The following is a 22,050-nucleotide window of genomic DNA, read 5'->3' on the forward strand; positions in this document are numbered from 1 at the left end:
AATTCCAACAATAGAGAGGCAATACCATGGGTGTGTTTGACTACAAGAACTTCACCGCAGCCGACTCCAAAGCGCTGTTTTCCGATGCGCTGGCGATCACGCTGTATTCCTATCACAACCTCGACAACGGCTTTGCCGTGGGTTACCAGCACAACGGCTTCGGCCTTGGCCTGCCGGCGACCCTGATCACCGCGCTGATCGGCAGCAGCGATTCCCAGGGCGTTATCCCCGGCATTCCCTGGAACCCGGATTCGGAGCAGGCCGCCAAGGACGCGTTGCACCAGGCCGGGTGGTCCACCCTCAGTGCCCAGCAACTGGGCTACAGCGGCAAGGTGGATGCCCGGGGCACCTTCTTCGGCGAGAAGGACGGCTACGGCACGGCCCAGGTGGAGATCCTCGGCAAGTACGATGCCCAGGGCCACCTGAGTTCCATCGGCATCGCCTTTCGCGGCACCAGCGGCCCCCGGGAATCGGTGATCGGCGACACCATCGGTGATGTCATCAGTGACCTGCTGGCCGCCCTGGGACCCAAGGACTATGCGAAGAACTACGCCGGTGAGGCCTTCGGCAAACTGTTCGCCGATGTGGCGGCTTTTGCCCAGGCCAATGGCCTGTCGGGCAAGGACATCCTGGTCAGTGGCCACAGCCTGGGCGGGCTGGGGGTCAACAGCCTGGCGGACCTGAGCAGCGAACGCTGGTCTGGGTTCTACAAGGATGCCAACTACATCGCCTATGCCTCGCCGACCCAGAGCACCAGCGACAAGGTGTTGAACATCGGTTATGAAAACGACCCGGTGTTCCGCGCCCTGGACGGTTACAACTTCAACCTGTCGTCCCTGGGTGTGCACGACGCCCAGCAGGACTCGGCCACCAACAACATCGTCAACTTCAACGACCATTACGCCTCGACCCTGTGGAACGCGCTGCCGTTCTCGATCCTCAACATCCCCACCTGGATTTCTCACTTGCCCACCGGCTACGGCGATGGCCTGACCCGGGTGCTGCAGTCGCAGTTCTATGACTTCACCAGCAAGGACTCCACCATTGTCGTGGCCAACCTGTCGGACCCGGCCCGGGGTAGCACCTGGGTCCAGGATCTGAACCGCAACGCCGATACCCACAAGGGCAGCACCTTCATCATTGGCAGCGACGGCAACGACCTGATCCAGGGCGGGGGCGGCAACGATTACCTGGAAGGCCGCGACGGCAACGACACCTTCCGCGATGACGGCGGCTACAACATCATCCTCGGCGGCAAGGGCAGCAACACCCTGGACCTGCAGCACTCGGTGAAGGACTACAGCTTCGCCAGCGACGGCGCCGGGACCCTGTACGTGCGCGACGCCAGCGGCGGGATCAGCCTGACCCGCGACATCGGCGCCATTCAGAGCAAGGAGCCGGGGTTTCTCTGGGGCCTGTTCAAGGATGATGTGTTCCACCAGGTCACCGACCAGGGGTTGAAGGTGGGCAGCCAACTGACCCAGTACGCGTCTTCGGTGAAGGGGGACGGCGGCGACAACCTGCTCAAGGCCCATGCCGGCGGCGATTGGCTGTTCGGCCTGGACGGCAACGATCACTTGATCGGCGGCAAGGGCAACGATGTCTTCGTCGGTGGCGCCGGCAATGACCTGATGGAGTCGGGTGGGGGCAACAACACCTTCCTGTTCACCGGTCATTTCGGCCAGGACCGCATCCTCGGCTACCAGAGTGGCGACAAGCTGGTGTTCATGGGGGTGAGCGGCGTGCTGCCGGACCAGGACTATCGGGCCCACGCCAGTAGCAGCGGCAATGACACCGTGCTGACCTTCGGCCATGACTCGGTGACCCTGGTGGGCGTCAGCCTCGCGCACCTCAATGGCTCGGGCATCACCCTCGCCTGATGGACCCGCAGCGTGGGGCTCGCAACGGGCTCCGCGCTGACTTGGCAAGAAAATCGTGACCTGTTGGTCTATTGGCGACTCAAATACTTGTAAAACCCAAGCCTGGTCATGCGTTACCCAAGGTATTGAGCAGTGATCGATTCAAGGAAAAGGCAGGAGAGTGTTGACAGTGAGTAATAGCAAGAGGTGTGCGGGCGGACTGGTGCTGGCCCTGTGGGCGCTCATGGCATCGGCTGAAGAGCTGCCTCAGAGCTCGATTCTGAAACGTTACGGAGTAACCCCGGATCAATTGCCGGCCGGCCAGCCGGCGCCAGCCGAGAAGCAGGAGCCAGCACCCAGTCGCTTCAATCTGCAGCCGGAGCAACCCATTGCAAATTTCCGTCTGGGGGACGGCAAGGCGCCAGAAAGCACGGGCAACATCAGTATCGATAACGCCGAAGCCCGGGAGCGGCAGCGCTGCCAGCAAGTGCGTGACGAGATGTCAAAGCGCGGCAAGCCCCTGGGGATTGTCTGCGAGCCGGGGCAGGGACCCTTTCCCTGGTCGCACTGAGGTGCACGGCTGAATCATTGTTCCTGGCGAACGGTGGCCACATCGTCCGCCTTGACCCGGATGGTCTTGCCGGAAATGTCCTGGAATTCGTAGAAGCCATCAGCGGTCTTGGTCTTGGGCTGGTCCCGGGTCAGGTACTGGGTACCGTTCTGCAAGGTCACCACGGTGGGTGAGGCGCAGCCGGTCAGGGCCAGGGCGGCGACACTGGCCAGGAGCAATCCCAGGTTCTTCACATTCATATAGACCTCTTATCGGTAGGGGTATCCGTGTTGCGCCGGACACTATAAGCATGGCCCCTTGGTGTCGTGAAGACGACGAAAGTTCGCCTGGGCACTGGAAAAATCTTCTTCCCGCCATTTATCCAATAGTGTTTGCCAGACTGGGGCGTCGGCTGTTATCTGTACGCATAACCAGTATCAGTCCAGCCGTGGCGCCTTCGTTCAGTGACTTCCAATCCCCTCGAGAACCCCTTTTATTACCTGCACAACTTCCAGCAAGTCCTGAACTGGCTGGAGCTGCGCTATGCCGATGTGCTGCGCGATGAAGAGCAGCGTTTCATCACCGATTTCTCGCAGTTGCCCCAGCCATCCCAGGCCTTGCTGGTGCGCATGGTGATGCGCAAGGGGCGGCATTTTCGCCTCGGCAAGTTGCGTTACCCGGAGATCGGCGACAGCGCCCGGGCCCTGGGGCCGTTGCTGGCGTTGGGCTGGGTCGATGAGCAGGCACCCTTGGCCCTGGACGAGTTGTTCGGCCTGTTACAAAAGGCCGAGATCCTGCAGTGCTTCAGTGAGCAGGGGCTGGTGGCCAAGGCGAAGAAGAACCAGTGGCTGGAGACCCTGCAGGCGCTGTACCCGCAACCCCGGGCTTTCGGCCAATGGTGCCCGGCACTGGCGGACCGGCTGCTGAGCCTGACGGTCATGCCGTTGTGCGATCGCCTGCGCTTGATGTTCTTCGGCAATCTCTACCAGGACTGGTCGGAATTCGTGCTGGCGGACCTGGGGATCTACAGCTACGAAAAGGTCGAGATCAGTGCCGATGCCCGTGGCTTGCGCAGCCGTGACGACGTGGACGACTTCATCTACCTGCACCAGTGTCAGGAAGCCTTCGAGGCCGGGGAGGAGGTGGACGCGGTGCTTGCGCGCATCGCTGAGTTCAGCACCGCCAACCCCTGGCTGGAGAAACGCCGCGGCAAGCTGTTGTTCCAGCTGGGGCAGCATTGCGAGCGGTTGACGGACTGGCGGCAGGCCCGGGAGATCTACCAGCAATGTGCCTACCCCGGTGCTCGCCTGCGGTTGATCCGGGTCCTGGAGCTCAGTGCCGAGTACCAGGCCGCCCTGGCGCTGGCCGAGCAGGCTGCGGCGGCGCCCCAGAGCGCCGCCGAGGCCCAGCAGCTGCTGCGGGTCATGCCCCGGCTGCGGCGCAAGCTGGGTGGCCCGCCAGCGCCTCGGACGGTCAGCCGCGAGGTGGCGCGACTGGATCTGCGCCTGCCCCGTGACGCCGATGGGCTGGCGGTGGAGCTGCATGTCCAGGCCCATCTGCAGCAGCCCCAGGCGCCGGTGCACTACGTGGAAAACAGCCTGATCAATTCGCTGTTCGGGTTGCTGTGCTGGCCGGCGATCTTCGCTCCCTTGCCGGGGGCGTTCTTCCACCCGTTCCAGCGCGGGCCGGTGGATCTGCTGAGCGAGGACTTTCATCAGCGGCGCAGCGATCTGTTCCAGGCCTGCCTGGAGGAGCTGGACGATGGTCGCTACCGGGACAGCATCCGCCAGCGGTTTGTCGACAAGTGGGGCCTGCAGTCGCCCTTCGTGTTCTGGGGGGCCTTGACCGAGGAGTTGCTGGAGCAGGCTCTCGACTGCCTGCCGGCCGAGCACCTGAAACACTGGTTTGAGCGCCTGTTGCTGGATATCAAGGCCAACCGGGCCGGTATGCCGGACCTGATCCAGTTCTGGCCCGAGGCCAGGACCTACCGGATGATCGAGGTCAAGGGTCCGGGCGACCGCCTGCAGGACAACCAGCTGCGCTGGCTGGACTTCTGCCAGGAGCACCGGATGCCGGTGGCGGTGTGCTATGTGCAATGGCAGGACCTGTCGACGTGAGCTACCGCATTGCGGTGCGCGCCTTGTGCGAGTTCAGCGCCAAGAGCGGCGACCTGGATCTGCGTTTCACCCCATCGCCTACCGCCCTGGAGGGAATAGTCGGGCACCGCACCGTGGCCTCCCGGCGCAATCCCGGCTACCAGAGCGAAGTGGCCCTGGAGGGTCAATACGGCGAGCTGCTGGTCAAGGGCCGGGCGGACGGTTATGACCCGGCGCAGAACCTCCTGGAGGAGATCAAGACCTATCGGGGCGACCTGGCGCGCATGCCCGACAACCACCGGCAACTGCACTGGGCCCAGGCCAAGGTCTATGGCTGGCTGTTGTGCCAGAGCCTGCAGCTGCCGAGTATCCGGGTCTCGCTGGTGTATTTCGACATCCTCAGCGAGCAGGAAACCGCCCTGGTCGAGGAGCACAGTGCCGAGGCATTGCAGGAGTTCTTCAATCGGCAGTGCGCGGTGTTCCTGGAGTGGGCGCAGCAGGAAATGCGCCACCGCGAGGCCCGTGACCAGGCCACTGGGGCCCTGGTCTTTCCCCATGGCGAGTTCCGCCCTGGCCAGCGGCACCTGGCGGAATCGGTGTACAAGGCGGTCAGCACCGGCCGTTGCCTGCTGGCCCAGGCGCCCACCGGTATCGGCAAGACCCTGGGCACGATCTTTCCCATGCTCAAGGCCATGGCCCCGCAGCAACTGGACAAGCTGCTGTTTCTCACCGCCAAGACCCCGGGGCGGCAGCTGGCGCTGGATGCGGCCCGGGTGCTGTTCGCCAGCCAGTCCCAACTGCCGTTGCGGGTCCTGGAACTGGTGGCCCGGGACAAGGCCTGCGAACACCTGGACAAGGCTTGCCACGGCGAGTCCTGCCCGCTGGCCAAGGGGTTCTACCAGCGCCTGCCCGCGGCGCGTCAGGCGGCCAGCCAGGTGCCGATGCTGGATCGCCAGGCGCTGCGCGAGGTGGCCCTGGCGCATCAGGTCTGTACTTACTACCTGAGTCAGGAGATGGCCCGCTGGAGCGATCTGGTGGTGGCTGACTACAACTATTATTTCGATTTCAGCGCCTTGCTGTTCGGTCTGGCCCAGGCCAATCAATGGCAAGTGGCGGTGCTGGTGGACGAGGCCCATAACCTGGTGGAGCGCGGGCGTGGCATGTACAGCGCCAGCCTGGATCAACAAACGCTGGCCAGCGTGCGCAGCACTGCGCCCCAGGCGCTGAAAAGTTCGTTGCAACGGCTCAACCGCGAATGGAACGCCTTGCACAAGGAACAGCTCGCGCCATACCAGGCCTATGACCAACTCCCGACGGCCTTGCTCAGGGCGCTGGCCTTGTGTGTCGCGGCCCTGGGGGACTACTTCAACGAGCAGCCCCAGGGCCTGGACGTTGGTTTGCAGGGGCTGTATTTCGAGCTGCTGCAATTTGCCCGGGTGGCGGAGCTGTTCGATGAACAGCAGTTCATCTTCGATATCAGCAAGCGCTCCCTGAGTGCCAGGCGCAGCCTGTCGCGGCTGAGCCTGCGCAACGTGGTGCCGGCGCCGCTACTCGGGCCGCGACTGACGGCGGCCCGCAGCACAGTGCTGTTTTCCGCCACCCTCAACCCGCAGCATTACTACCGCGACCTGCTGGGATTGCCCCAGACCACGGTGTGGCTGGACGTGGAGTCGCCGTTTGCCGCCGCGCAGCTGGACGTGCATATCGTCAGCCGCATCTCCACCCGCTATGTGCATCGACAGGCGTCCCTGGCGCCCATCGTCGAGCTGTTGGCCCAGCAGTTCGCTGCGCGGCCGGGCAACTACCTGGCGTTCTTCAGCAGCTTCGATTACCTGCAGCAAGTGGCCGAGCTGTTGGCTCGCGAGCACCCGCAGATTCCCCTGTGGTTGCAGTCCAGGGGCATGGATGAAGCGTCGCGCCTGGGCTTTCTCCAGCAGTTTCGTGCAGAGGGGCAGGGCATCGGGTTCGCCGTGCTCGGCGGGGCTTTCGGCGAGGGCATCGACTTGCCGGGCTCAAAACTCATTGGCGCCTTTGTCGCCACCCTCGGGCTGCCTCAGCTCAACCCGTTGAACGAGCAGATGAAACAACGCATGGCCCGGCTGTTCGGCTCCGGGTACGACTACACCTACCTCTATCCCGGACTGCAGAAAGTGGTGCAAGCGGCAGGGCGGGTGATTCGCAGCCAGGCCGATCGGGGCGTGTTGATGTTGATCGACGATCGCTTTGCCGAGCCCAGGGTGCGGCAGTTGCTGCCAAGCTGGTGGGCCGTGGACGCCCAAGACCCGGCGTCGGCTGGTGAGATTTCGAGGTGATAGCGCGGAGCTGAAGCCGCTTGCCCCCGGCGTTTGTGCGCCGGGGGCGAGGGTCACTGGCCCTGGCGGGCCCGGACGAAGCGCCGCAGGGTCTGGCCCGGCCCGGTGCTGAAGCGGGTTGGCCGGGGTTGGCCTTCATCGGCGGCGATGAACACGAAGTCGTCCTCAGTCAGCTCATAGCTGGCGGGCAAGGGCTTGCCCGCATCCGCGCCGATGGAGTCGATCCAGGTGATCGACTTGGGGGTGGTGCTGCTGTCGAGGGTGAAGCTTCCGGCCAGCAGCACGTCTCCCGCCACCGTCAGCACGCGAAACTGATCACCTTCGATCAGGGTCAGGGCGCCGGGCGCACTGTGCTCGTCCGGCGGATTCAGCACGCCGCTGTCCTCCATTGAGATTTGCTCCCAGGCTCCCTGCAGGCGCTGAAGTTCCAGCGAGTCGTTGCTCCTGGCTGATGATGCAGTATCCATTGTCGATCAATTCCTTGTGGGGGCGTTCAGTTGAAGATATTGCGGCCTATGCAGTAGGTCAGCAGGTCCTGGTCGCTCTGTACCTCCAGCTTGCGCATGGCGGAGATCTTCTGGGCACTGATGGTCTTGGAGCTGCGGTTCTGGCTGCGGGCGATGTCGCTGACGCTTTTGCCGGACACGAACAGGCGGAGGATTTCGAACTCCTTGGGCGACAGGGTGGAGATGCGCTCATCGATCGCCACATTGGATTCCATCACCGAGTTGGAAGCCGGCTCCAGACTGCGGTAGACGCCTTTTTGCGCGATGGCCTTGAGGGCGGTCTGGATCTCTTCGTGCAGCTGGCTTTTCTGGATGACCCCAACCACGCCCAACTCGTGCAGGCGGGTGAGGATCAGTTGGTTGGAAATCATGGTGAGGATCAGGATCTGCAGGTGCGGAAAGTTACGCTTGAGGTATTCCACCAGCTTCAGGCCATCACCGTAGGGTGAGTCTCCAGGCATGTTGTAGTCGGTGATCACGATGTCCACCTGTTTGGCTTCCAATTGCTGGATCAGGCCTTTGGAACACACCGCTTCACCGACGATTTCGAAACGTTCGTCGCGCTCCATCAACTCGCGTACGCCCAGCAAGACAATAGGGTGATCGTCAGCAATGACTACTTTCAGTTTTTCCATGGCAAACACACCCGTGTAATACGCAAATGAGTAAAGAAACATGAGACTGACGGTACATTAAACCCTGCCACCCATTATTCAAGGGGCAACAGGAGTTCCGACAAGTGCTGCATCAGTTGCCTGACTTGAGCTACCAGTGTCGGGCTCAGGGTGTTTTCCAGTAATTGGCACTCCAGTTCGGCGCAGGCCCTGGCCAGCGCCCCGGCCTGCACCGCCCCCATGGCCCCGGCAATACTGTGCAGACGCTCGGCCGCCGCCTTGCCGGAGCCGGTTTCCAGGGCTTTGGCCAGCCGTTGCAGGTCATCGTGCATGGTGCTGAGAAACAGCGGTCGCATCCGCTCCGAGACCTGAATACGGTCTCTGACGGGGTGGGGTGACACGGGCCGGTTTTCGCTTCGCAACCCAGGTCTGGCGGCGAACGGGGCGCTTTTGCCGGGCACCTGGCAGAGTTTCGACAATTGCCCCCGCAGGGTCTGCAGGCTCATGGGCTTGACGATCCAGCTGTTCATTCCGGTAGCCAGGCAACGGCGGCCTTCCTCGCGCAAGGCATTGGCAGTGACGCCGATGATCGGCAGTTCCGGCTCCCTCAGACGCAACTCTCTGGCCAGGTCGTAGCCGTTCATGACCGGCATGTTGACGTCGGTCAAGGCGACGTCGAACCGTTGCGGCAGCCACTGTTCCAGGGCTTGCTCACCATTGGCCGCCAGGGTTACCTGGCAACCCAGGGCCTCCAGCTGCTCCTTGATGATGGCCTGGTTGATGGGGTTGTCTTCCGCCACCAGGATGTTCAGGTTCAGGCATTGCAAGGTGTCGGGTTCGCGCTGTACCAGATGCAGCGGCTGTCCCTGGCGGGCCAGCGCTGCGGCCTGGGCGATGGCACGGATGTCGTGGGCGTCGACCTCCCAGTGCGCCGGCTGCAAGCTGCTGCTGTGCCAACGACCGCTGGAACTGGCACTGACGCAGGGGCCGGGCCAGGTGGGCTGGGCGTCCCGGGGCAGCATGTCGATCAGGACGTTGCTCTGGGGGTTGTCATCCCAACTGGTGGGCAGCGGATAGGCCTGGACCCCCAGGCGGTTGAGCCAGTCGCACGTGCTTTTCATCAGTTCCGGCACCGGTGCGCGGACATACACAGGTGGCCCTTCGGGCAGTGGCTCGGCTCGCGACAAGGTCCCCGGCAGGCGTTGCAGGGTCAGGCGCAGGGAAAAGCTGCTGCCCAGCCCTGGCTCGCTGATGACCTGCATCTGCCCACCCATCATGTCGCTCAGGCGCTGGCAGATCGTCAGACCCAGCCCGGCCCCGGCTTCGCTGGAAGCGTCGCGGACCTGATAGAAGGGGTCGAACAACTGGGGTTGCTGCGAGGGCGAGATACCAATCCCGGTATCGGTGACTTGCCATTCGATGCTGGCTTGGCGCGCGTCCTGCTCCAGTACCCGGACGCGTAGTACCACCCGGCCGCAATCGGTGAACTTGATCGCATTGCTCAGCAGGTTGCTGAGAATCTGCTGGATACGGTTGGCGTCCCCCAGCATCAGGTCCGGCAGGCTCGGGTCGATGCAGGCGTAGAACAGCAGCCCGCGGCGTTCGGCAAAGGCGGCGTAGGCGTGCAAGGCATCTTCCACCAAGTCCAGGGGGCAGAACGCCTCCGGGTCGATGCTCATCTGCCCGGATTCGATCTTGGAGACGTCGAGAACGTCGCTGATCAGTTGGAACAAGGTGCTGGAGGAACGCTGGATGGTTTGCAGGTAATCGCTCTGGCGCGGATCCAGTTGGGTCAGGCCCAGCAGTTCAAGGGTGCCGAGCATGCCATAGAGCGGGGTACGGATCTCGTGGCTCATGGTGGCGAGGAACAGGGTCTTGGCTTCGTTGGCCGCGTCCGCCGAACGCCTGGCCTGTTCCAGTACCTGGGCGTCCTCGACATGCTGGGTGACGTCGTTGAAGGTGCAGAGCAGCACCTCCTGGCCCTGGTAGCGGGTCGAGACCAGGCCAACCTGCAAATGGCGTCCGTCGACATCGAGGCTGGTCTCGTCGTTGTCCATCAAGCGCTGGTCCTGCTGCAGCAGGGCCAGCAGTTTTGTCGTGCCTTGCCATTGTTCGGCCTGACGATTTTCCAGCAGCACTTTGAAGTCTTCCCGACGCACCACACACAGGCCCGTGGGCGCGGTGTCGAGTACCACCCGGCTGAAGGCTTCACTCTCGGCAATGCTCTGGTGCGCCAGTTGCGCCGGCGTCACTACCTTGTTGCGATACCAGCGACTGGCGGCCCAGCCGCTGAAGAACGCGCCCAGGGCCAGGGTCAGCAGGCCTGCCAGGGTCCACAGGGCGTAGCCGAAGTAGCTCTTGTAGCTGATGCTGTAGATCCCGGTCCAGAGTGCCGGGGTGTGGCTCGTCACCTTGAAGACCATCCCTTGCCAGCCGAAGTTGAGGCCCTCGTGCAGGGCGTCGGCACGGACGTGGGAGCCGGTGAGGATGCTGCCGGAAGGTTCGATCAGGGTGAAGTCGTCATAGATCGACCAGTTCATGAGGCGCTCGATGTTATTGACATCGTCCAGGTTCAGCAGCGAGGCGACCACCATCGACTCGTGCGTGCCCTGGGTGCGCAACTGTTGCGGCCCTGCATGCAGGCTGATGTAGGCCAGCAGCTTGGGGGAAACCTGCGCCGAGGCCGGCACATTGTATGTTTCCCAGTAGACCTGATTGTTCGGAAGGTCGTTGTTCTTCACTGCCAGGTGCCGCAGGACCCTATCCACCACGCTGCTGTAGGGCATGTCGCTGTTCCAGGGAGTGCCGCGGGTGTGCCGCGCCGCGGGAACGCTGATGTCGAAGTTGCCGAAGGTGTTGAAGAGGAAGGTGCGTGGTGCTTGATAGTGCGAGGTGGACCAGAAGGCACCGTAGAACGTCGACAGGTGCATGCCCAGGGCGAACACCTTGGGCAGCTCGCTGGCGGCCAGTTGCTGGTGATTGAAGTTCAGGCTGAAAGGCGTCGAATAGGGCGCTTGTTGCCCTTCGTAAGCGGTTTCTCCCTCGCTGGGCAGGGGCTGCTGCAGATACTGCGCAGTGGGTTCGTCGGCCAGCAATGCCTGTATGGACGGGTGGCTGGCCAGGCGCCGGAGGAACAGCTCTTGTTCCTGGATGTTTTCCATCAGTCCGGTGAAATGCAGCTTTACCGTGCTGTCCTGTTCATTGATCAGGCGTTGGGCGGCCCAGTAGAGAAGGGTGAACAGCAGCAGCGTCAGGCCCGCGAGAATCAACAGACCCTTGTTCAACCGGATCGAGCTTCGACTGAGACTCTCCAGGAAGGTGTCGCGGTATTTCATCACTGAATTCCCAAATGCATATAAGGGCCTCGATTCCGAGATTCCTCTCTCTGAAGCAAGGCCGTCAGCGATGAGTGAAGGTTGCGTGGGTGAGCAAAGGGCTCATCGGCTAGTACAGGGTCGCTGGTCCGTCTTGGGCCAGTAGTTGTTGAAACTGCTGCGAGGACACCGCGTGGGAAATCAGGAAGCCCTGCACCTGGGTGCAGTCGATTTTGCGCAGCAGGGCCAGTTCCTGTGCGCTCTCCACGCCCTCGGCGACCACTGTCAGGCCCAGTTGGCGGCCCAGCGCAATGATGCTGGTCAGGGCCTGGGCGATTTCCTCATTGTTGTGGCAGCCCTGGACCAGGGCCCGATCGATCTTCAGCTCGGTAAAGGGCGTCGACACCAGATTCATGTAGGAGCTGTAGCCCTTGCCGAAATCGTCCTGGGACAGGCCGAAACCCTTGATGCGCAGGCGGCAGGCACCGGCGTAGAAGTTGCTGATGTGTTCCGGAGTGGAGCACTCCATCAGCTCGAAGCAGATCTTGCCGGGTATGCCCTGGCGCTGGATCACGAAGTCATGCAGTCGATCGGCCAGGTCGGCGCTGTTGAGCAGGTGGGTTGGCAGATTGATCGACACCGGAATGTCATAGCCGTCTTCCCGCCAGCGCACCTGAGCTTCCAGAGCCTGTTCGAGGATCAGCCACAACAGCTCCTCTTCGAGTCCCGCCTCGGTGAGTTCCGGTAGAAAGTCGCAGGGCAACAGCATGCCGTGTTGCGGGTGCATCCAGCGCACCAGCGCCTCGGCGGCGACGATGCGGCCGTTGTTCAGGGCTTTCTTGGGCTGGAACCAGGCTTGAATCTGCGAATTGCGCAGGGCGTGTTGCAGGGTCTCAGTGCTGCACTCGACCCAGATCGCTGGCGGCGGCTCGCTGCTGATCAGCTCCGGTAGCTGCGCGGTGAGGCTGCGCAGTGCCGCCAGGCTCACGGGTTTGGAAATCAAGCCTATGACCCGCAGGCCCAGGTTTCGAGCCACCAGGCTGGCGCCCATCAACATGCGCCGGGAAGAGGCACTCATGATTGCCAGGGCCGGGCGTACGCGGTGCTTGGCCAGGCCCTGGATGAACTGCACACCGTCCATGCCAGGCATCAGCAGATCTGTCAGTACCAGATCGAAATGCCGTTGCTTGAGACGCTCGAGAGCCTCGGAACCGTTGCTCGCGACCTCCAGCTGGTAAGGCCCCAGCTCGTTGAACAAGTGTTGCAGGTACATGTACTGAAACGGCTGATCTTCGACGATCAAAATGCTACAGGACTTCATGAGGGGCTCTTTCATAGGGCGCCAGATAGTTGAACAACGCTCTTAGTGCAAAGGGCTTGACCAGGCAGTGGTTCATCCCGGCTGCAAGACAGAGCTCTTCTTCTCCGCGCATTGCATTGGCCGTCGCCCCGATGATCGGGATCGAACAGCCTTGACGTCGAAGCTCCTTGGCCAGTTCATAGCCGTTGAGCTTCGGCATGTTCACATCAGTCAACACCACGTCGAAGTGCCCGTTTCTCCAGATGGACAAGGCATCTTCTCCGTTCGAGGCCAGTTCCACGCTGCAGCCCAGCTCCTCCAACTGGTCCTTGAGGATCAACTGGTTGATCACGTTGTCTTCGGCCACCAGCACATGCAGGCTGAGTTTTTTCAGTTCGCGGCTGTCGGTATGTTCCTCGCTCTGGGCCACCCAGACGCCCTGTGCCTGGCTCACCGCCTGGTGGATCGCCCGCAGGTTGTTGGTGTTCACCTGCCAGCTGCCGCCACGGATCCGCGGTTCGTTGTGGCCGTCACCACTGGCGAGCACCAGAGGGCCCTGCCAATCGGGCTCCAGGCGATGCTCGACGATCCCCGGGTGCAGCTCGATCAGCACGTTGCCGCGGCTGCGATCCGACTGCGTGGGCAGGCTGAACTGGGCCCGGGCGCCCCAGCGCCGTAACCACCCGGCTACGGATTCCGCCAGTTCGCGGACCGGGGACACCACATAGATCATCTCCGGCAAAAGCGGGCTGATCAGCGGGGTGTGGGACACCATGGGGCAGGCTTCCAGGGGCAGGGTGAGGGTAAAGCTGCTGCCCAGCCCGAGTTCGCTGACCATGCGGATGTTGCCGTTCATCAACTGCGTCAGGCGTTGGCAGATCGGCAGGCCCAGGCCCGTGCCGGCGATGACATTGGTGTTGCCTTCGGTCTGGTAGAAGGGTTCGAAGATCAGCGCCTGGTCGTCCTGGGCGATGCCACGGCCAGTGTCAGATACCTGCCAGAGGATGTTGCTGCGTTCGCCGTCACGACTGTCCACCCGGACTCGCAGGACGATACGTCCTGAGTCGGTAAACTTGACCGCGTTGTTCAGCAGGTTGCTGAGGATCTGGCGGATCCGTGTGACATCACCAAGAAGAATTTCCGGCAACTGCGGGTCCACGCAAGCATAGAACTGCAGTCCCTTGGCGTGGGCGGCAGCGGCATAGCCCTGGATGATCTCGTGCACCAGATCCAGGGAGGAGAATTCACTGAGTTCCAGGGCCAACTGCCCGGCCTCGATCTTGGACACATCCAGCACGTCGCAAATCAGTTGCAGCAGAGTGCCGGAGGAGCCTTCGATGGCCCGCAGGTAATCCTTCTGCTGGTTGTCCAGGTGGGTTCGGGAGAGCAGCTCAAGGGTGCCGAGCACGCCGTACAGCGGTGTGCGGATTTCGTGGCTCATGGTGGCCAGGAACAGCGTCTTGGCTTCGTTGGCGGTATCGGCCAGGCGTTTGGCTTCTTCCAGGGCCGCTTCGATCTGCTTGCGTGCACTGATATCGCTGAAGGCACAGAACAGCACGTCCTCGCCGTTGTAGCGGGTCGGTGCCGAGCTGAGATAGAGATGGCGGCCATCGGCGGTTTCAAAGTAATCCGAACTATTGGGGCGGTTGGGATCGAAGGCCTGTTCGATCCAGCCGGCACAGAGTTGATCGCGCTCGGTGCCATTGCCCAGCCATTGCTGAGACAGGGTGTTCTCCAGCACCACCCGGCCATCGCTGCGACGCAGCACGCACAGGGCTACCGGAGCGATCTGGATCACGTCGCGACTGAAAGCTTCGCTTTCGATCAAGGCTTGGATCCGGTCCAGCGCTGGAGCGATCAGGCGCACCTCGACCCAGTGGGTCAAGAAACCGATCAGTGCCATGCCGAACAGGCTGATGAGCAAGGCTACAAACAATTGCGGCCAAAGACTCTTGAGCAGATTGTGCAAGTCGAAGGAGTACACCAGTTGCCAGTCCGATGACCCCAGTTGCTTGCGGATCACCAGATGGTCAGGCCACCAGCGGCCGCCGAGAAAGCCGAAGAAGCTGCCGCCCTTGACCTGCTGCACGTCCTCGCTCAGTTGTGCGCTGGGGGTGCTGCTGAAAATCAGCCCACCGTGGGAATTGAACATCATGAAATCCCCGGCGCTCTGGTCACTGAGGGCCGCGGAGACACTCTTGCCGTCCATCTCCAGGCCCAGCCAGCCAGAGTTGGCGTAGCGCTCGTCAAGGCGGGTGAAAATGTACAACTGGGCAGTGCCCGAGGAGTGATCCATCAACCACAACTCTTCACCCGGCGGGACTTCGGAGAACTTCAGCGTGGCCAATTTGGCCAGCAGCGGTCCGGGCAGATACGCCGATTCAGGCTGGGTACTGAACAGCCGTTGCACTTGGGATTGTTCGCCGCCGGGGACATACAGCAGGTTCAACTGTTTGCTTTTGAGATAGTCGCGCATGCGTTTGGTAAGCCAGATCCCCCATTGGTTTCCCTCCGGCCCACCCAGATGCAAGTGGATTTCCTCCGCCGGGTCGGCACTGGGCTCGTAGGCCTCGTTCTGCCGGGATTTGTGTACGGCGGACAGGCTCAGGCTTTCCAGCAGGGCTTCACGGCTGGTGAAGAAAGTCTGGGCTTCGGCAATGGCGCTGCTCATGTAGCTGCGCCGTTGTGACAACTCGTTGCTGATACTTGAACGCAAGAAGTTGTAAACGGCACCCAGCAGGCCGATCAAAAAAATCAGCGCCACGACACGAAGCAGCCGACGGGCTGCTTCAGGACTGGAAAAAAGGGGATTGATCTGATGCAGGTAGCTTTTTAATCTCATCCGCCAACTGTAATTGTGGGGCATGCCAACCAGGGATCAGACAATTCTTAAATAGCTGGGTACAAAGTAGCTTTGTGGTGTTTATGTTTATCTGGAACTTAGTTGTTTGTCTGAAACAGCAACTTTCCTATCAGCCATTTTCTTGCAACTAGTCTTTTGTAACTTTTCCTAATGTCGAGAGTTTCTTATTCCGTTACAGCGGTTTCAGACCATCTCCAGGTGCTGTTTACGCCGGGGCGGAGTAAACACTTGATCCAGGGCTTGCAGGTCCTGGGGTTCCAGTTGCAGTTCACCGGCCTGGGCGTTGAGCCGCAGGTGCGCCGGGCGCACTGCCTTGGGAATCACCATCACCTGGTCCTGGCGCAGCAACCAGGCCAGGGCTACCTGGGCTGAGGTAACCCCGTGGTTCCGGGCAATCTGCTGCAATACCGGATTGGCCAGCAAGGCGCCGCCCTGGCCGATCGGGCAATAGGCCATAAGCGGCATCCGTCGGTGTTGGCAGGCGGGCAACAGGTCGAACTCGATACCCCGCGACTCCAGGTTGTACAGCACTTGATTGGTGGCGCAGGCCGGTGCATCCAGTTCCTCCAGGTCAGCCACGTCGAAGTTGGAGACCCCCCAACGGCGAATTTTGCCGGCTTCGCGCAGCCGTTCGAAGGCTTCGACGGTTTCCGCCAGCGGATACTGTCCGCGCCAGTGCAGCAGGTACAGGTCGATGACCTCAGTACCCAGGCGTTGCAGGCTGCGTTCGCAGGCCAAAGGCAGGCCCTTGCGACTGGCATTGTGGGGATACACCTTGCTCACCAGGAACACCTGATCGCGGCGCCCGGCAATGGCCTGGCCGACCACCTCCTCGGCGCCGCCTTCGCCGTACATCTCCGCGGTGTCGATCAGGGTCATGCCCAGCTCGATTCCGCTGCGCAGCGCGGCGATTTCCTGATCCCGCTGCCGGCGATCCTCACCCATGCGCCAAGTGCCCTGGCCAATGACCGGAACCTGGGTGTCCGCGAGCTCGAGCGTGCGCATGCTGCCTCCTGGGATCTGTAGCGAGTCGGATGTGGAGGGCACAGGGAAACAAAGCCATGGGCGGCGGTCAAGGCCCGCCAAGCCCAGGGCGAGGGCGGAAATCATATATTCCTAAAAAGCATAAAACTCTAATTATTTATTCCTTTGAAGGCTTTGGCTAAAGGTGCATGTTTGTCACCAGCCGCTCAATTCCAGAGTCCGGTGCCAGCAGAGGAATTTTCAGCATGACCATTCAAGCGATCAACGTACGCAACCAGTTCAAAGGCGTGATCAAGGAGATCCACGAAGGCCAAGTGGTTTCGGAAATCGACGTGCAGACCGCTTCGGGCATTGTCACCTCGGTGATCACCACCCGCTCGGTGCGCGACCTGGAACTGAAGATCGGCAGTGAAGTGATCGCCTTCGTGAAGTCCACTGAAGTGTCCATCGCCAAGCTCTGAGCCACGCACCTCGGACGTCGTCAATTCACAGGGGAGTGAAACATGCCGCACTCGCTGGATATCACCGCGTTACCCGTGCTCGACCTGAGCCAGTTGGAGGGGCGCCCGGAGCAGCGCCAGGCCTTTCTCCAGAGCCTGCGCCAGGCGGCGCGGGACGTCGGGTTCTTCTACCTCACCGGGCACGGCATCGACAGTGGCCTGCTGCGTCGGGTGCAGGATCAGGCCCGGGCCTTCTTTGCCTTGCCCGACGCCGACAAGGCGGCGGTGGGCATGATCCACTCGCCGCATTTTCGCGGCTACAACCGTGCGGCCTCGGAGATTACCCGAGGCCAGCCGGACCTGCGCGAGCAGTTCGACCTGGGTGCCGAGCGCCAAGCCTTGCCGCTGGACCCGCAAAGTCCACCCTGGGCTCGCCTGCAAGGGCCCAATCAGTGGCCGGCACAGTTGCCGCACTTCAAGCCCCTGTTGTTGGAGTGGCAGCAGGCAATGACCGGCATGTCGCTGCGCCTGCTGCGAGGTTTTGCCCAGGCCCTGTCATTGCCGGAGCATGCTTTCGATCCCTTGTACGGCGAGCGGCCCAATGAACATATCAAGCTGATCCGCTATCCCGGCCGCGCCCCGGGACAAAGCAACCAGGGCGTAGGCGCCCACAAGGATTCCGGATTCCTCAGCTTTTTGCTGCAGGACCAGCAGGCCGGTCTGCAGGTGGAAGTGCAAGAGGGCCGCTGGATCGACGCACTCCCCAGGGACAACACCCTGGTGGTGAACATCGGCGAGCTGCTGGAACTGGCCACCCACGGCTACCTGCGGGCCACGGTGCACCGGGTGCTCTCGCCACCGGCGGACCGCGATCGCTTGTCGATTGCCTTTTTCCTCGGCGCCCAACTGGACGCCCGAGTGCCGCTGTATCCCTTGCCCGCAGCCCTGTTGCAGGAAGCCCGGGGCCCGGCCAGCGATCCGGACAACCCATTGTTTCGTGAAGTGGGCTGGAACTACCTCAAGGGCCGCCTGCGCTCCCACCCCGATGTCGCCCAGCGCTTCTACCTCGATGCCCTGGTCCCCAAGGCCCTGAGTGCCTGACCCCGATTCGCCGACCCAAGGACATAACCATGTTGAACAAGAACCTGTTTGCCCTGGCGCTGCTGGCCGGCCTGGGCCACCTCCTGCCGGCGGTTGCCGCGCAGCCGTTGCGGGTCGCGGCAGACCCGGTGCCCCACGCGCAGATCCTCGCGTATGTGCAGAAGCTCGACCCGCAACTGGCGTTGCAGATCATCGAGATTCCCAACGGCGTGAACTCCAATGAGTTGCTGGCCCACGGCGATGTGGACGCCAACTACTTCCAGCACCTGCCTTATCTCAAGTCCCAGGAACAGGCCCTGGGCCAGCCGTTCGCGGTGGCCGCCAGCGTGCACATCGAACCCCTGGGCATCTACTCCCAGCGGCACAAGAGCTTCGATCAGGTACCACAGGGCGGCACAGTGGCGGTGCCCAACAATGTCACCAACCTGAGCCGCGCCCTGTACCTGCTGCAGAGTTACCAGCTGATCCGCCTCAAGCCCGGCTTCAGCGATCCGGCCCGTGACCAGGCCACCCCCAAGGACATCGCCGACAACCCCAGGCAGTTGAAGATCCTGGAAATCGAATCACCGCAGATTCCCCGGGCCCTGGAAGATGTCGACCTGGCGGTGATCAACGGCAACTACGCCCTGGAAGCGGGCCTGGTGCCAGCCAAGGATGCCCTGGGGCTGGAACAGGCCGAACACAACCCCTACGCCAATATCCTGGTGACCACCCCCCAGCTGCAGGATGACCCGCGCATCCGGCAGCTGGCCAAGGACCTGCGTTCTCCTGAAGTGGCCAAGTACATCACCGAGTCCTACAAGGGTTCGGTGATCCCGGCCGCGGACCGCCAGCCATGATCCAGGTGGAGCAGGTCAGCAAGGTCTATGGCGAAGGCCAGCCGCCGGCCCTGGATCGGGTGTCACTGACGGTTCCCGACGGCGCGGTCTACGGCATTCTCGGCCGCAGCGGTGCCGGCAAGTCGACCCTGTTGCGCTGCCTGAACCTGCTGGAGCGCCCCAGCAGCGGGCGCATCCTGATCGATGGCCAGGACCTCGGCACGCTGTCCGAAGGCCAGCTGCGCAGGCAGCGCCAGGGCATCGGCATGATCTTCCAGGGCTTCAACCTGCTGCATTCACGCACGGTGCAGGACAACGTCGCCGTGCCTCTGGAAATCGCCGGCCTGGGCAAACCGCAACGACAAGCCCGGGTCCTCGAACTGTTGGACCTGGTGGGGTTGAGCGACAAGGCCCAGGCCTTTCCTTCCCAACTGTCCGGTGGCCAGAAGCAACGGGTAGGCATTGCCCGAGCCCTGGCCGCCGGTCCCCGTTATCTGCTCTCGGATGAAGCCACCAGCGCCCTGGACCCGGAAACCACTGCCTCGATCCTGCAACTGCTGGCGCAAATCAACCGCGAGCTGGGGCTGACCATCGTGCTGATCACCCACGAATTGGAGGTGGTCAAATCCATCTGCAGCCATGCCGCTTCCCTGGCCCAGGGGCGGTTGCTGGAGTGCGGTCCTATTGCCCAATTGCTCGCGGACCCGCAATCGGCCCTGGGCCGCGCCTTGCTGCCGGGCTACAACCTGCCGTTCAACGGCAACCAGCCCGAGGCCGAGCTGACATTTTTCGACAACCAGCGTGCCGCGCCGCTGCTTGCGCAACTGAGTCGCCAGCAGGCGCTGGAGCTCAAGGTGCTGGCCGGCGGGGTCGAGTCGGTGGGCGGCCGGCGGGTAGGGCGCCTGCGCATCGCTGCCGCCGGTGCCGACCTCGGAAAATTCCAGCAACTGCTGACGGCCCTGGCCCAGCGCGGCATCCGGAGTGAACGCCTGTGAACCGCACTATTGATTGGCAGGAACTGGCGCAACTGCTGATAAACGCCACCGGCGAGACCCTGTACATGGTGCTCCTGGCCTCGCTGTTCACGGTGCTGATCGGCTTGCCTCTGGGCGTGCTGCTGTTCGTCAGCCGCAAGGGCGGTCTGCGCCCCATGCCGCGGATCAATCGCCTGCTGGGCACCCTGGTCAATCTGGGACGTTCCTTGCCCTTTGTGGTGCTGCTGATCGCCTTGATTCCCCTGACCCGGCTGGTGGTAGGCACCACCCTGGGCAGCACCGCAGCGGTGGTGCCCATCACCATCGGCGCCTTTCCATTTTTTGCACGGATCGTCGAGAACGCCCTGGATGAGGTGGACAAGGGGCGGATCGAAGCGATCCTGGCCATGGGCGGGCATATCGGCCATGTGATCTTCAAGGCGCTGCTGCCGGAGGCCTTGCCGGCACTGCTGGCGGGGCTGACCCTGACCCTGGTGATGCTGATCGGCTTCTCCTCCATGGCCGGGGTCATCGGGGGCGGCGGCTTGGGCGACCTGGCGATCCGCTACGGCTATCAGCGTTTCAACAACCAGATCATGGTGGCCACGGTGCTGGTCCTGGTGTTGCTGGTGCAGGGAGTACAGAGCGGCGGCGACAGGCTGGTGCGCTCCCTGGCGCACCGCCGTTAAACCCTGTGCGGGTGCAACTCAGCGCCCTTCATGCTGCTTGCGATAGGCCCCGGGCTGCAGGCCCACGGCCTTGGTGAAGGCCCGGGTGAAGGCGGCGATGGATTGATAACCCACGCTCGCCGCCGCCTGCTCCACGGTCTGGTTGGCCTTGAGCAACTGGCAGGCGTGGCGCATGCGCAGGGCCAGCAGCACCTGCCCCGGGGACTGCCCGGCCAGTTCATTGAAACGCTTGAAGAACGCCGAACGCGACAGCCCGGTCAGGGCCGCCATGCATTCCAGGGGCCAGGGCTGGCCGGGTTGCTGGATCAACTGTTCCAGCAGCGGGGCAAATCCCGGGTGCCGAGCCAGGGCCACCAGGCCGCCGAGGTCCTGGTTGTCGCTGACCTGTTGGCGCAGCACATAGAGGAACAGCAGGTGGCTGAGACGCTCCAGCAAGGCCGAGGACGGTGCCGGGGTGCGCTGGCACTCGTCGAGAATCAGTTGGAACAGCGCACGGGCGGCGCTGAGGGACGGATCGCCGGCCCGCAGGATCAGCCAGCCCGGCAAGCCGTCGATGATCAGCGAAGACAATCCCGACTTGAAGTGGAAGAAGCCGCAGACCAGGCCCACGCCATCCTGGGCGCTGGAATCCAGGGCCGTCATGGCCACGCGCGGCAGTTGTTGCGCCACTGCGGACTGCTGGGCGCTGGACAGTCGATAGCCCAGGTCCTGTAGCAGAAACACCGCATCCCCGGCGTCCAGGCGCAGCGCCTCGGGCACGCCATCGATGTGCAGCCAGCAATGGCCCTGGACGATCAGGTGGAAACTGGCCCGGGCCAGCCCCTGGGTGCTGGCGTGCCAGCCACCGCAGTAACGCCCGACATGAAACAGGCTGGCATCCAGTTCCAGGCCTTCTAATAACCAATCAACCAAGGGGCTTGATGAAATCATCTAAGGGAAACACTCAGGAGCAAGTAATCGCTACTTTAGAATATGGATCGTAATTCTTATAACCAACAGACTTGACGCACACCTACATACCAGGAGTCCACTCCATGTCCCGCGTCACTCTACACACCTTGCACAGCGCCCCAGAAGCCGCCCGGCCATTTCTTGAAAATGCCCTGAAAAATTCCGGCTACATTCCCAACCTGCTGGGCATCCTGGCCAACGCCCCGGCCGCCCTGGAGACCTACGTCACGGTCTCGGGCCTCAACGCCAAGGCTGATCTGAGCCTGGCGGAGCGGGAAGTGGTGCAGTTGATCGCCGCCACCACCCATGGCTGCGATTTCTGTGTCGCAGGTCATACCGCGGTGGCCCTGAACAAGGCCAAACTCCCGGACCCGGTGATCAGCGCCCTGCGTGAGCAGAGCAGCTTGCCCGAGGCCCGTCTGGAAGCCCTGGCGGCCTTCGCCCGGGAAGTGATCGCCACCCGGGGCAAGGTCAGCGACCAGGGCTACGCCCAGTTCAAGGCCGCAGGGTACAGCGAAGGCAACGCCCTGGAAGTGATCCTGGGCATCAGCCTGGCGACCCTGTGCAATTTTGCCAACGTGTTCGCCGGGACCGAACTGAACCCCGAGCTGGCCCAGTATCGCTGGTCGGCCCAAGGTCAATGATTCAAGGCGCCGGTTATCCAACGGCGCCCCCTTCA

Annotated in this window: 18 protein-coding genes; 10 read left to right on the forward strand and 8 right to left on the reverse strand. The window is 62.6% G+C overall.

From position 1 onward, the window contains the following. Nucleotides 1–26: 26 nt before the first annotated feature. Nucleotides 27–1,880 carry a polyurethanase gene (locus WIN67_RS14880; protein WP_339071589.1) on the forward strand — a complete coding sequence of 618 codons (1,854 nt, stop codon included), beginning with the start codon at nucleotides 27–29 and terminating at the stop codon, nucleotides 1,878–1,880. Between the two features lie 169 nt (nucleotides 1,881–2,049). Further along, nucleotides 2,050–2,430, forward strand: a complete 381-nt coding sequence (locus WIN67_RS14885) for a hypothetical protein (protein WP_102879440.1) — start codon at nucleotides 2,050–2,052, stop codon at nucleotides 2,428–2,430. Between the two features lie 14 nt (nucleotides 2,431–2,444). Here the strand turns inward: WIN67_RS14885 and WIN67_RS14890 are convergent, their stop codons facing one another. Then, nucleotides 2,445–2,669, reverse strand: coding sequence for a YgdI/YgdR family lipoprotein (locus tag WIN67_RS14890; protein WP_102865128.1), 225 nt, complete (start codon nucleotides 2,667–2,669; stop codon nucleotides 2,445–2,447). A gap of 204 nt (nucleotides 2,670–2,873) precedes the next feature. On the opposite strand from WIN67_RS14890, the gene WIN67_RS14895 reads away from it, so the two are divergent. Together WIN67_RS14895 and WIN67_RS14900 are read left to right on the forward strand one after the other, a co-directional pair. Next, on the forward strand, nucleotides 2,874–4,526 hold the full coding sequence (locus WIN67_RS14895) for a VRR-NUC domain-containing protein (RefSeq protein ID WP_339071590.1): 1,653 nt from the start codon (nucleotides 2,874–2,876) through the stop codon (nucleotides 4,524–4,526). After that, a complete protein-coding gene (locus WIN67_RS14900) occupies nucleotides 4,523–6,817 on the forward strand; it encodes an ATP-dependent DNA helicase (protein WP_339071591.1) in 2,295 nt (764 codons plus the stop codon). Before WIN67_RS14895 ends, WIN67_RS14900 begins: the two co-directional genes overlap by 4 nt. Nucleotides 6,818–6,870: 53 nt before the next feature. Here WIN67_RS14900 and WIN67_RS14905 read toward each other — a convergent pair whose 3' ends face one another. The 6 genes from WIN67_RS14905 to WIN67_RS14930 form a co-directional block, all read right to left on the reverse strand. Beyond that, nucleotides 6,871–7,284, reverse strand: a complete 414-nt coding sequence (locus tag WIN67_RS14905; protein ID WP_339071593.1) for a TIGR03067 domain-containing protein — start codon at nucleotides 7,282–7,284, stop codon at nucleotides 6,871–6,873. A 26-nt stretch (nucleotides 7,285–7,310) separates the two neighbouring features. Next, on the reverse strand, nucleotides 7,311–7,958 hold the full coding sequence (locus tag WIN67_RS14910) for a response regulator (RefSeq protein WP_102865251.1): 648 nt from the start codon (nucleotides 7,956–7,958) through the stop codon (nucleotides 7,311–7,313). Between the two features lie 74 nt (nucleotides 7,959–8,032). Further along, nucleotides 8,033–11,272, reverse strand: coding sequence for a hybrid sensor histidine kinase/response regulator (locus WIN67_RS14915; RefSeq protein ID WP_339071594.1), 3,240 nt, complete (start codon nucleotides 11,270–11,272; stop codon nucleotides 8,033–8,035). Nucleotides 11,273–11,381: 109 nt separating this feature from the next. Beyond that, on the reverse strand, nucleotides 11,382–12,572 hold the full coding sequence (locus WIN67_RS14920) for an EAL domain-containing response regulator (RefSeq protein ID WP_102879435.1): 1,191 nt from the start codon (nucleotides 12,570–12,572) through the stop codon (nucleotides 11,382–11,384). Continuing rightward, nucleotides 12,559–15,393, reverse strand: a complete 2,835-nt coding sequence (locus WIN67_RS14925; RefSeq protein ID WP_123391154.1) for an ATP-binding protein — start codon at nucleotides 15,391–15,393, stop codon at nucleotides 12,559–12,561. Before WIN67_RS14925 ends, WIN67_RS14920 begins: the two co-directional genes overlap by 14 nt. A gap of 204 nt (nucleotides 15,394–15,597) precedes the next feature. Then, the gene (locus WIN67_RS14930; protein ID WP_339071596.1) at nucleotides 15,598–16,419 is read right to left on the reverse strand and encodes an aldo/keto reductase; all 822 of its coding nucleotides are present in this window, start codon (nucleotides 16,417–16,419) and stop codon (nucleotides 15,598–15,600) included. A gap of 224 nt (nucleotides 16,420–16,643) precedes the next feature. On the opposite strand from WIN67_RS14930, the gene WIN67_RS14935 reads away from it, so the two are divergent. The 5 genes from WIN67_RS14935 to WIN67_RS14955 are packed head-to-tail and all read left to right on the forward strand — an operon-like array spanning nucleotide 16,644 to nucleotide 20,420. Beyond that, the gene (locus WIN67_RS14935; protein ID WP_102865121.1) at nucleotides 16,644–16,859 is read left to right on the forward strand and encodes a TOBE domain-containing protein; all 216 of its coding nucleotides are present in this window, start codon (nucleotides 16,644–16,646) and stop codon (nucleotides 16,857–16,859) included. Nucleotides 16,860–16,901: 42 nt separating this feature from the next. Further along, the gene (locus WIN67_RS14940; RefSeq protein ID WP_339071597.1) at nucleotides 16,902–17,939 is read left to right on the forward strand and encodes an isopenicillin N synthase family oxygenase; all 1,038 of its coding nucleotides are present in this window, start codon (nucleotides 16,902–16,904) and stop codon (nucleotides 17,937–17,939) included. 29 nt (nucleotides 17,940–17,968) lie between these two features. Next, nucleotides 17,969–18,778, forward strand: a complete 810-nt coding sequence (locus WIN67_RS14945; RefSeq protein ID WP_110595621.1) for a MetQ/NlpA family ABC transporter substrate-binding protein — start codon at nucleotides 17,969–17,971, stop codon at nucleotides 18,776–18,778. Continuing rightward, complete coding sequence (locus tag WIN67_RS14950) at nucleotides 18,775–19,752, forward strand: methionine ABC transporter ATP-binding protein (protein ID WP_339071598.1); 978 nt, start codon at nucleotides 18,775–18,777, stop codon at nucleotides 19,750–19,752. The genes WIN67_RS14945 and WIN67_RS14950 overlap by 4 nt, the downstream gene beginning before the upstream one ends. Continuing rightward, nucleotides 19,749–20,420 (forward strand): methionine ABC transporter permease, encoded by a 672-nt coding sequence (locus WIN67_RS14955; RefSeq protein ID WP_110595623.1) that lies wholly within the window; start codon nucleotides 19,749–19,751, stop codon nucleotides 20,418–20,420. Before WIN67_RS14950 ends, WIN67_RS14955 begins: the two co-directional genes overlap by 4 nt. A gap of 18 nt (nucleotides 20,421–20,438) precedes the next feature. On the opposite strand, the gene WIN67_RS14960 is transcribed toward WIN67_RS14955, so the two are convergent. Beyond that, entirely contained in the window at nucleotides 20,439–21,350 is a 912-nt protein-coding gene (locus WIN67_RS14960) for an AraC family transcriptional regulator (RefSeq protein WP_339071599.1), read from the reverse strand. Between the two features lie 104 nt (nucleotides 21,351–21,454). Here WIN67_RS14960 and WIN67_RS14965 point away from each other — a divergent pair, with 104 nt between their 5' ends. Next, nucleotides 21,455–22,015, forward strand: coding sequence for a carboxymuconolactone decarboxylase family protein (locus WIN67_RS14965; protein ID WP_102879428.1), 561 nt, complete (start codon nucleotides 21,455–21,457; stop codon nucleotides 22,013–22,015). The last annotated feature ends 35 nt before the right edge of the window (nucleotides 22,016–22,050 follow it).

It is taken from the genome of Pseudomonas idahonensis, from assembly GCF_037903935.1.
In the GTDB taxonomy this organism is placed as follows: domain Bacteria; phylum Pseudomonadota; class Gammaproteobacteria; order Pseudomonadales; family Pseudomonadaceae; genus Aquipseudomonas; species Aquipseudomonas danubii.

What these genes read in the sequence shown, in the direction of transcription:
- WIN67_RS14880 (WP_339071589.1), top strand. Translation starts at nt 27, where the DNA reads ATGGGTGTGTTTGACTACAAGAACTTCACCGCAGCCGACTCCAAAGCG.
- WIN67_RS14890 (WP_102865128.1), bottom strand. Translation starts at nt 2,669, where the DNA reads ATGAATGTGAAGAACCTGGGATTGCTCCTGGCCAGTGTCGCCGCCCTG.
- WIN67_RS14905 (WP_339071593.1), bottom strand. Translation starts at nt 7,284, where the DNA reads ATGGATACTGCATCATCAGCCAGGAGCAACGACTCGCTGGAACTTCAG.
- WIN67_RS14910 (WP_102865251.1), bottom strand. Translation starts at nt 7,958, where the DNA reads ATGGAAAAACTGAAAGTAGTCATTGCTGACGATCACCCTATTGTCTTG.
- WIN67_RS14915 (WP_339071594.1), bottom strand. Translation starts at nt 11,272, where the DNA reads ATGAAATACCGCGACACCTTCCTGGAGAGTCTCAGTCGAAGCTCGATC.
- WIN67_RS14920 (WP_102879435.1), bottom strand. Translation starts at nt 12,572, where the DNA reads ATGAAGTCCTGTAGCATTTTGATCGTCGAAGATCAGCCGTTTCAGTAC.
- WIN67_RS14925 (WP_123391154.1), bottom strand. Translation starts at nt 15,393, where the DNA reads ATGAGATTAAAAAGCTACCTGCATCAGATCAATCCCCTTTTTTCCAGT.
- WIN67_RS14930 (WP_339071596.1), bottom strand. Translation starts at nt 16,419, where the DNA reads ATGCGCACGCTCGAGCTCGCGGACACCCAGGTTCCGGTCATTGGCCAG.
- WIN67_RS14935 (WP_102865121.1), top strand. Translation starts at nt 16,644, where the DNA reads ATGACCATTCAAGCGATCAACGTACGCAACCAGTTCAAAGGCGTGATC.
- WIN67_RS14940 (WP_339071597.1), top strand. Translation starts at nt 16,902, where the DNA reads ATGCCGCACTCGCTGGATATCACCGCGTTACCCGTGCTCGACCTGAGC.
- WIN67_RS14945 (WP_110595621.1), top strand. Translation starts at nt 17,969, where the DNA reads ATGTTGAACAAGAACCTGTTTGCCCTGGCGCTGCTGGCCGGCCTGGGC.
- WIN67_RS14950 (WP_339071598.1), top strand. Translation starts at nt 18,775, where the DNA reads ATGATCCAGGTGGAGCAGGTCAGCAAGGTCTATGGCGAAGGCCAGCCG.
- WIN67_RS14960 (WP_339071599.1), bottom strand. Translation starts at nt 21,350, where the DNA reads ATGATTTCATCAAGCCCCTTGGTTGATTGGTTATTAGAAGGCCTGGAA.
- WIN67_RS14965 (WP_102879428.1), top strand. Translation starts at nt 21,455, where the DNA reads ATGTCCCGCGTCACTCTACACACCTTGCACAGCGCCCCAGAAGCCGCC.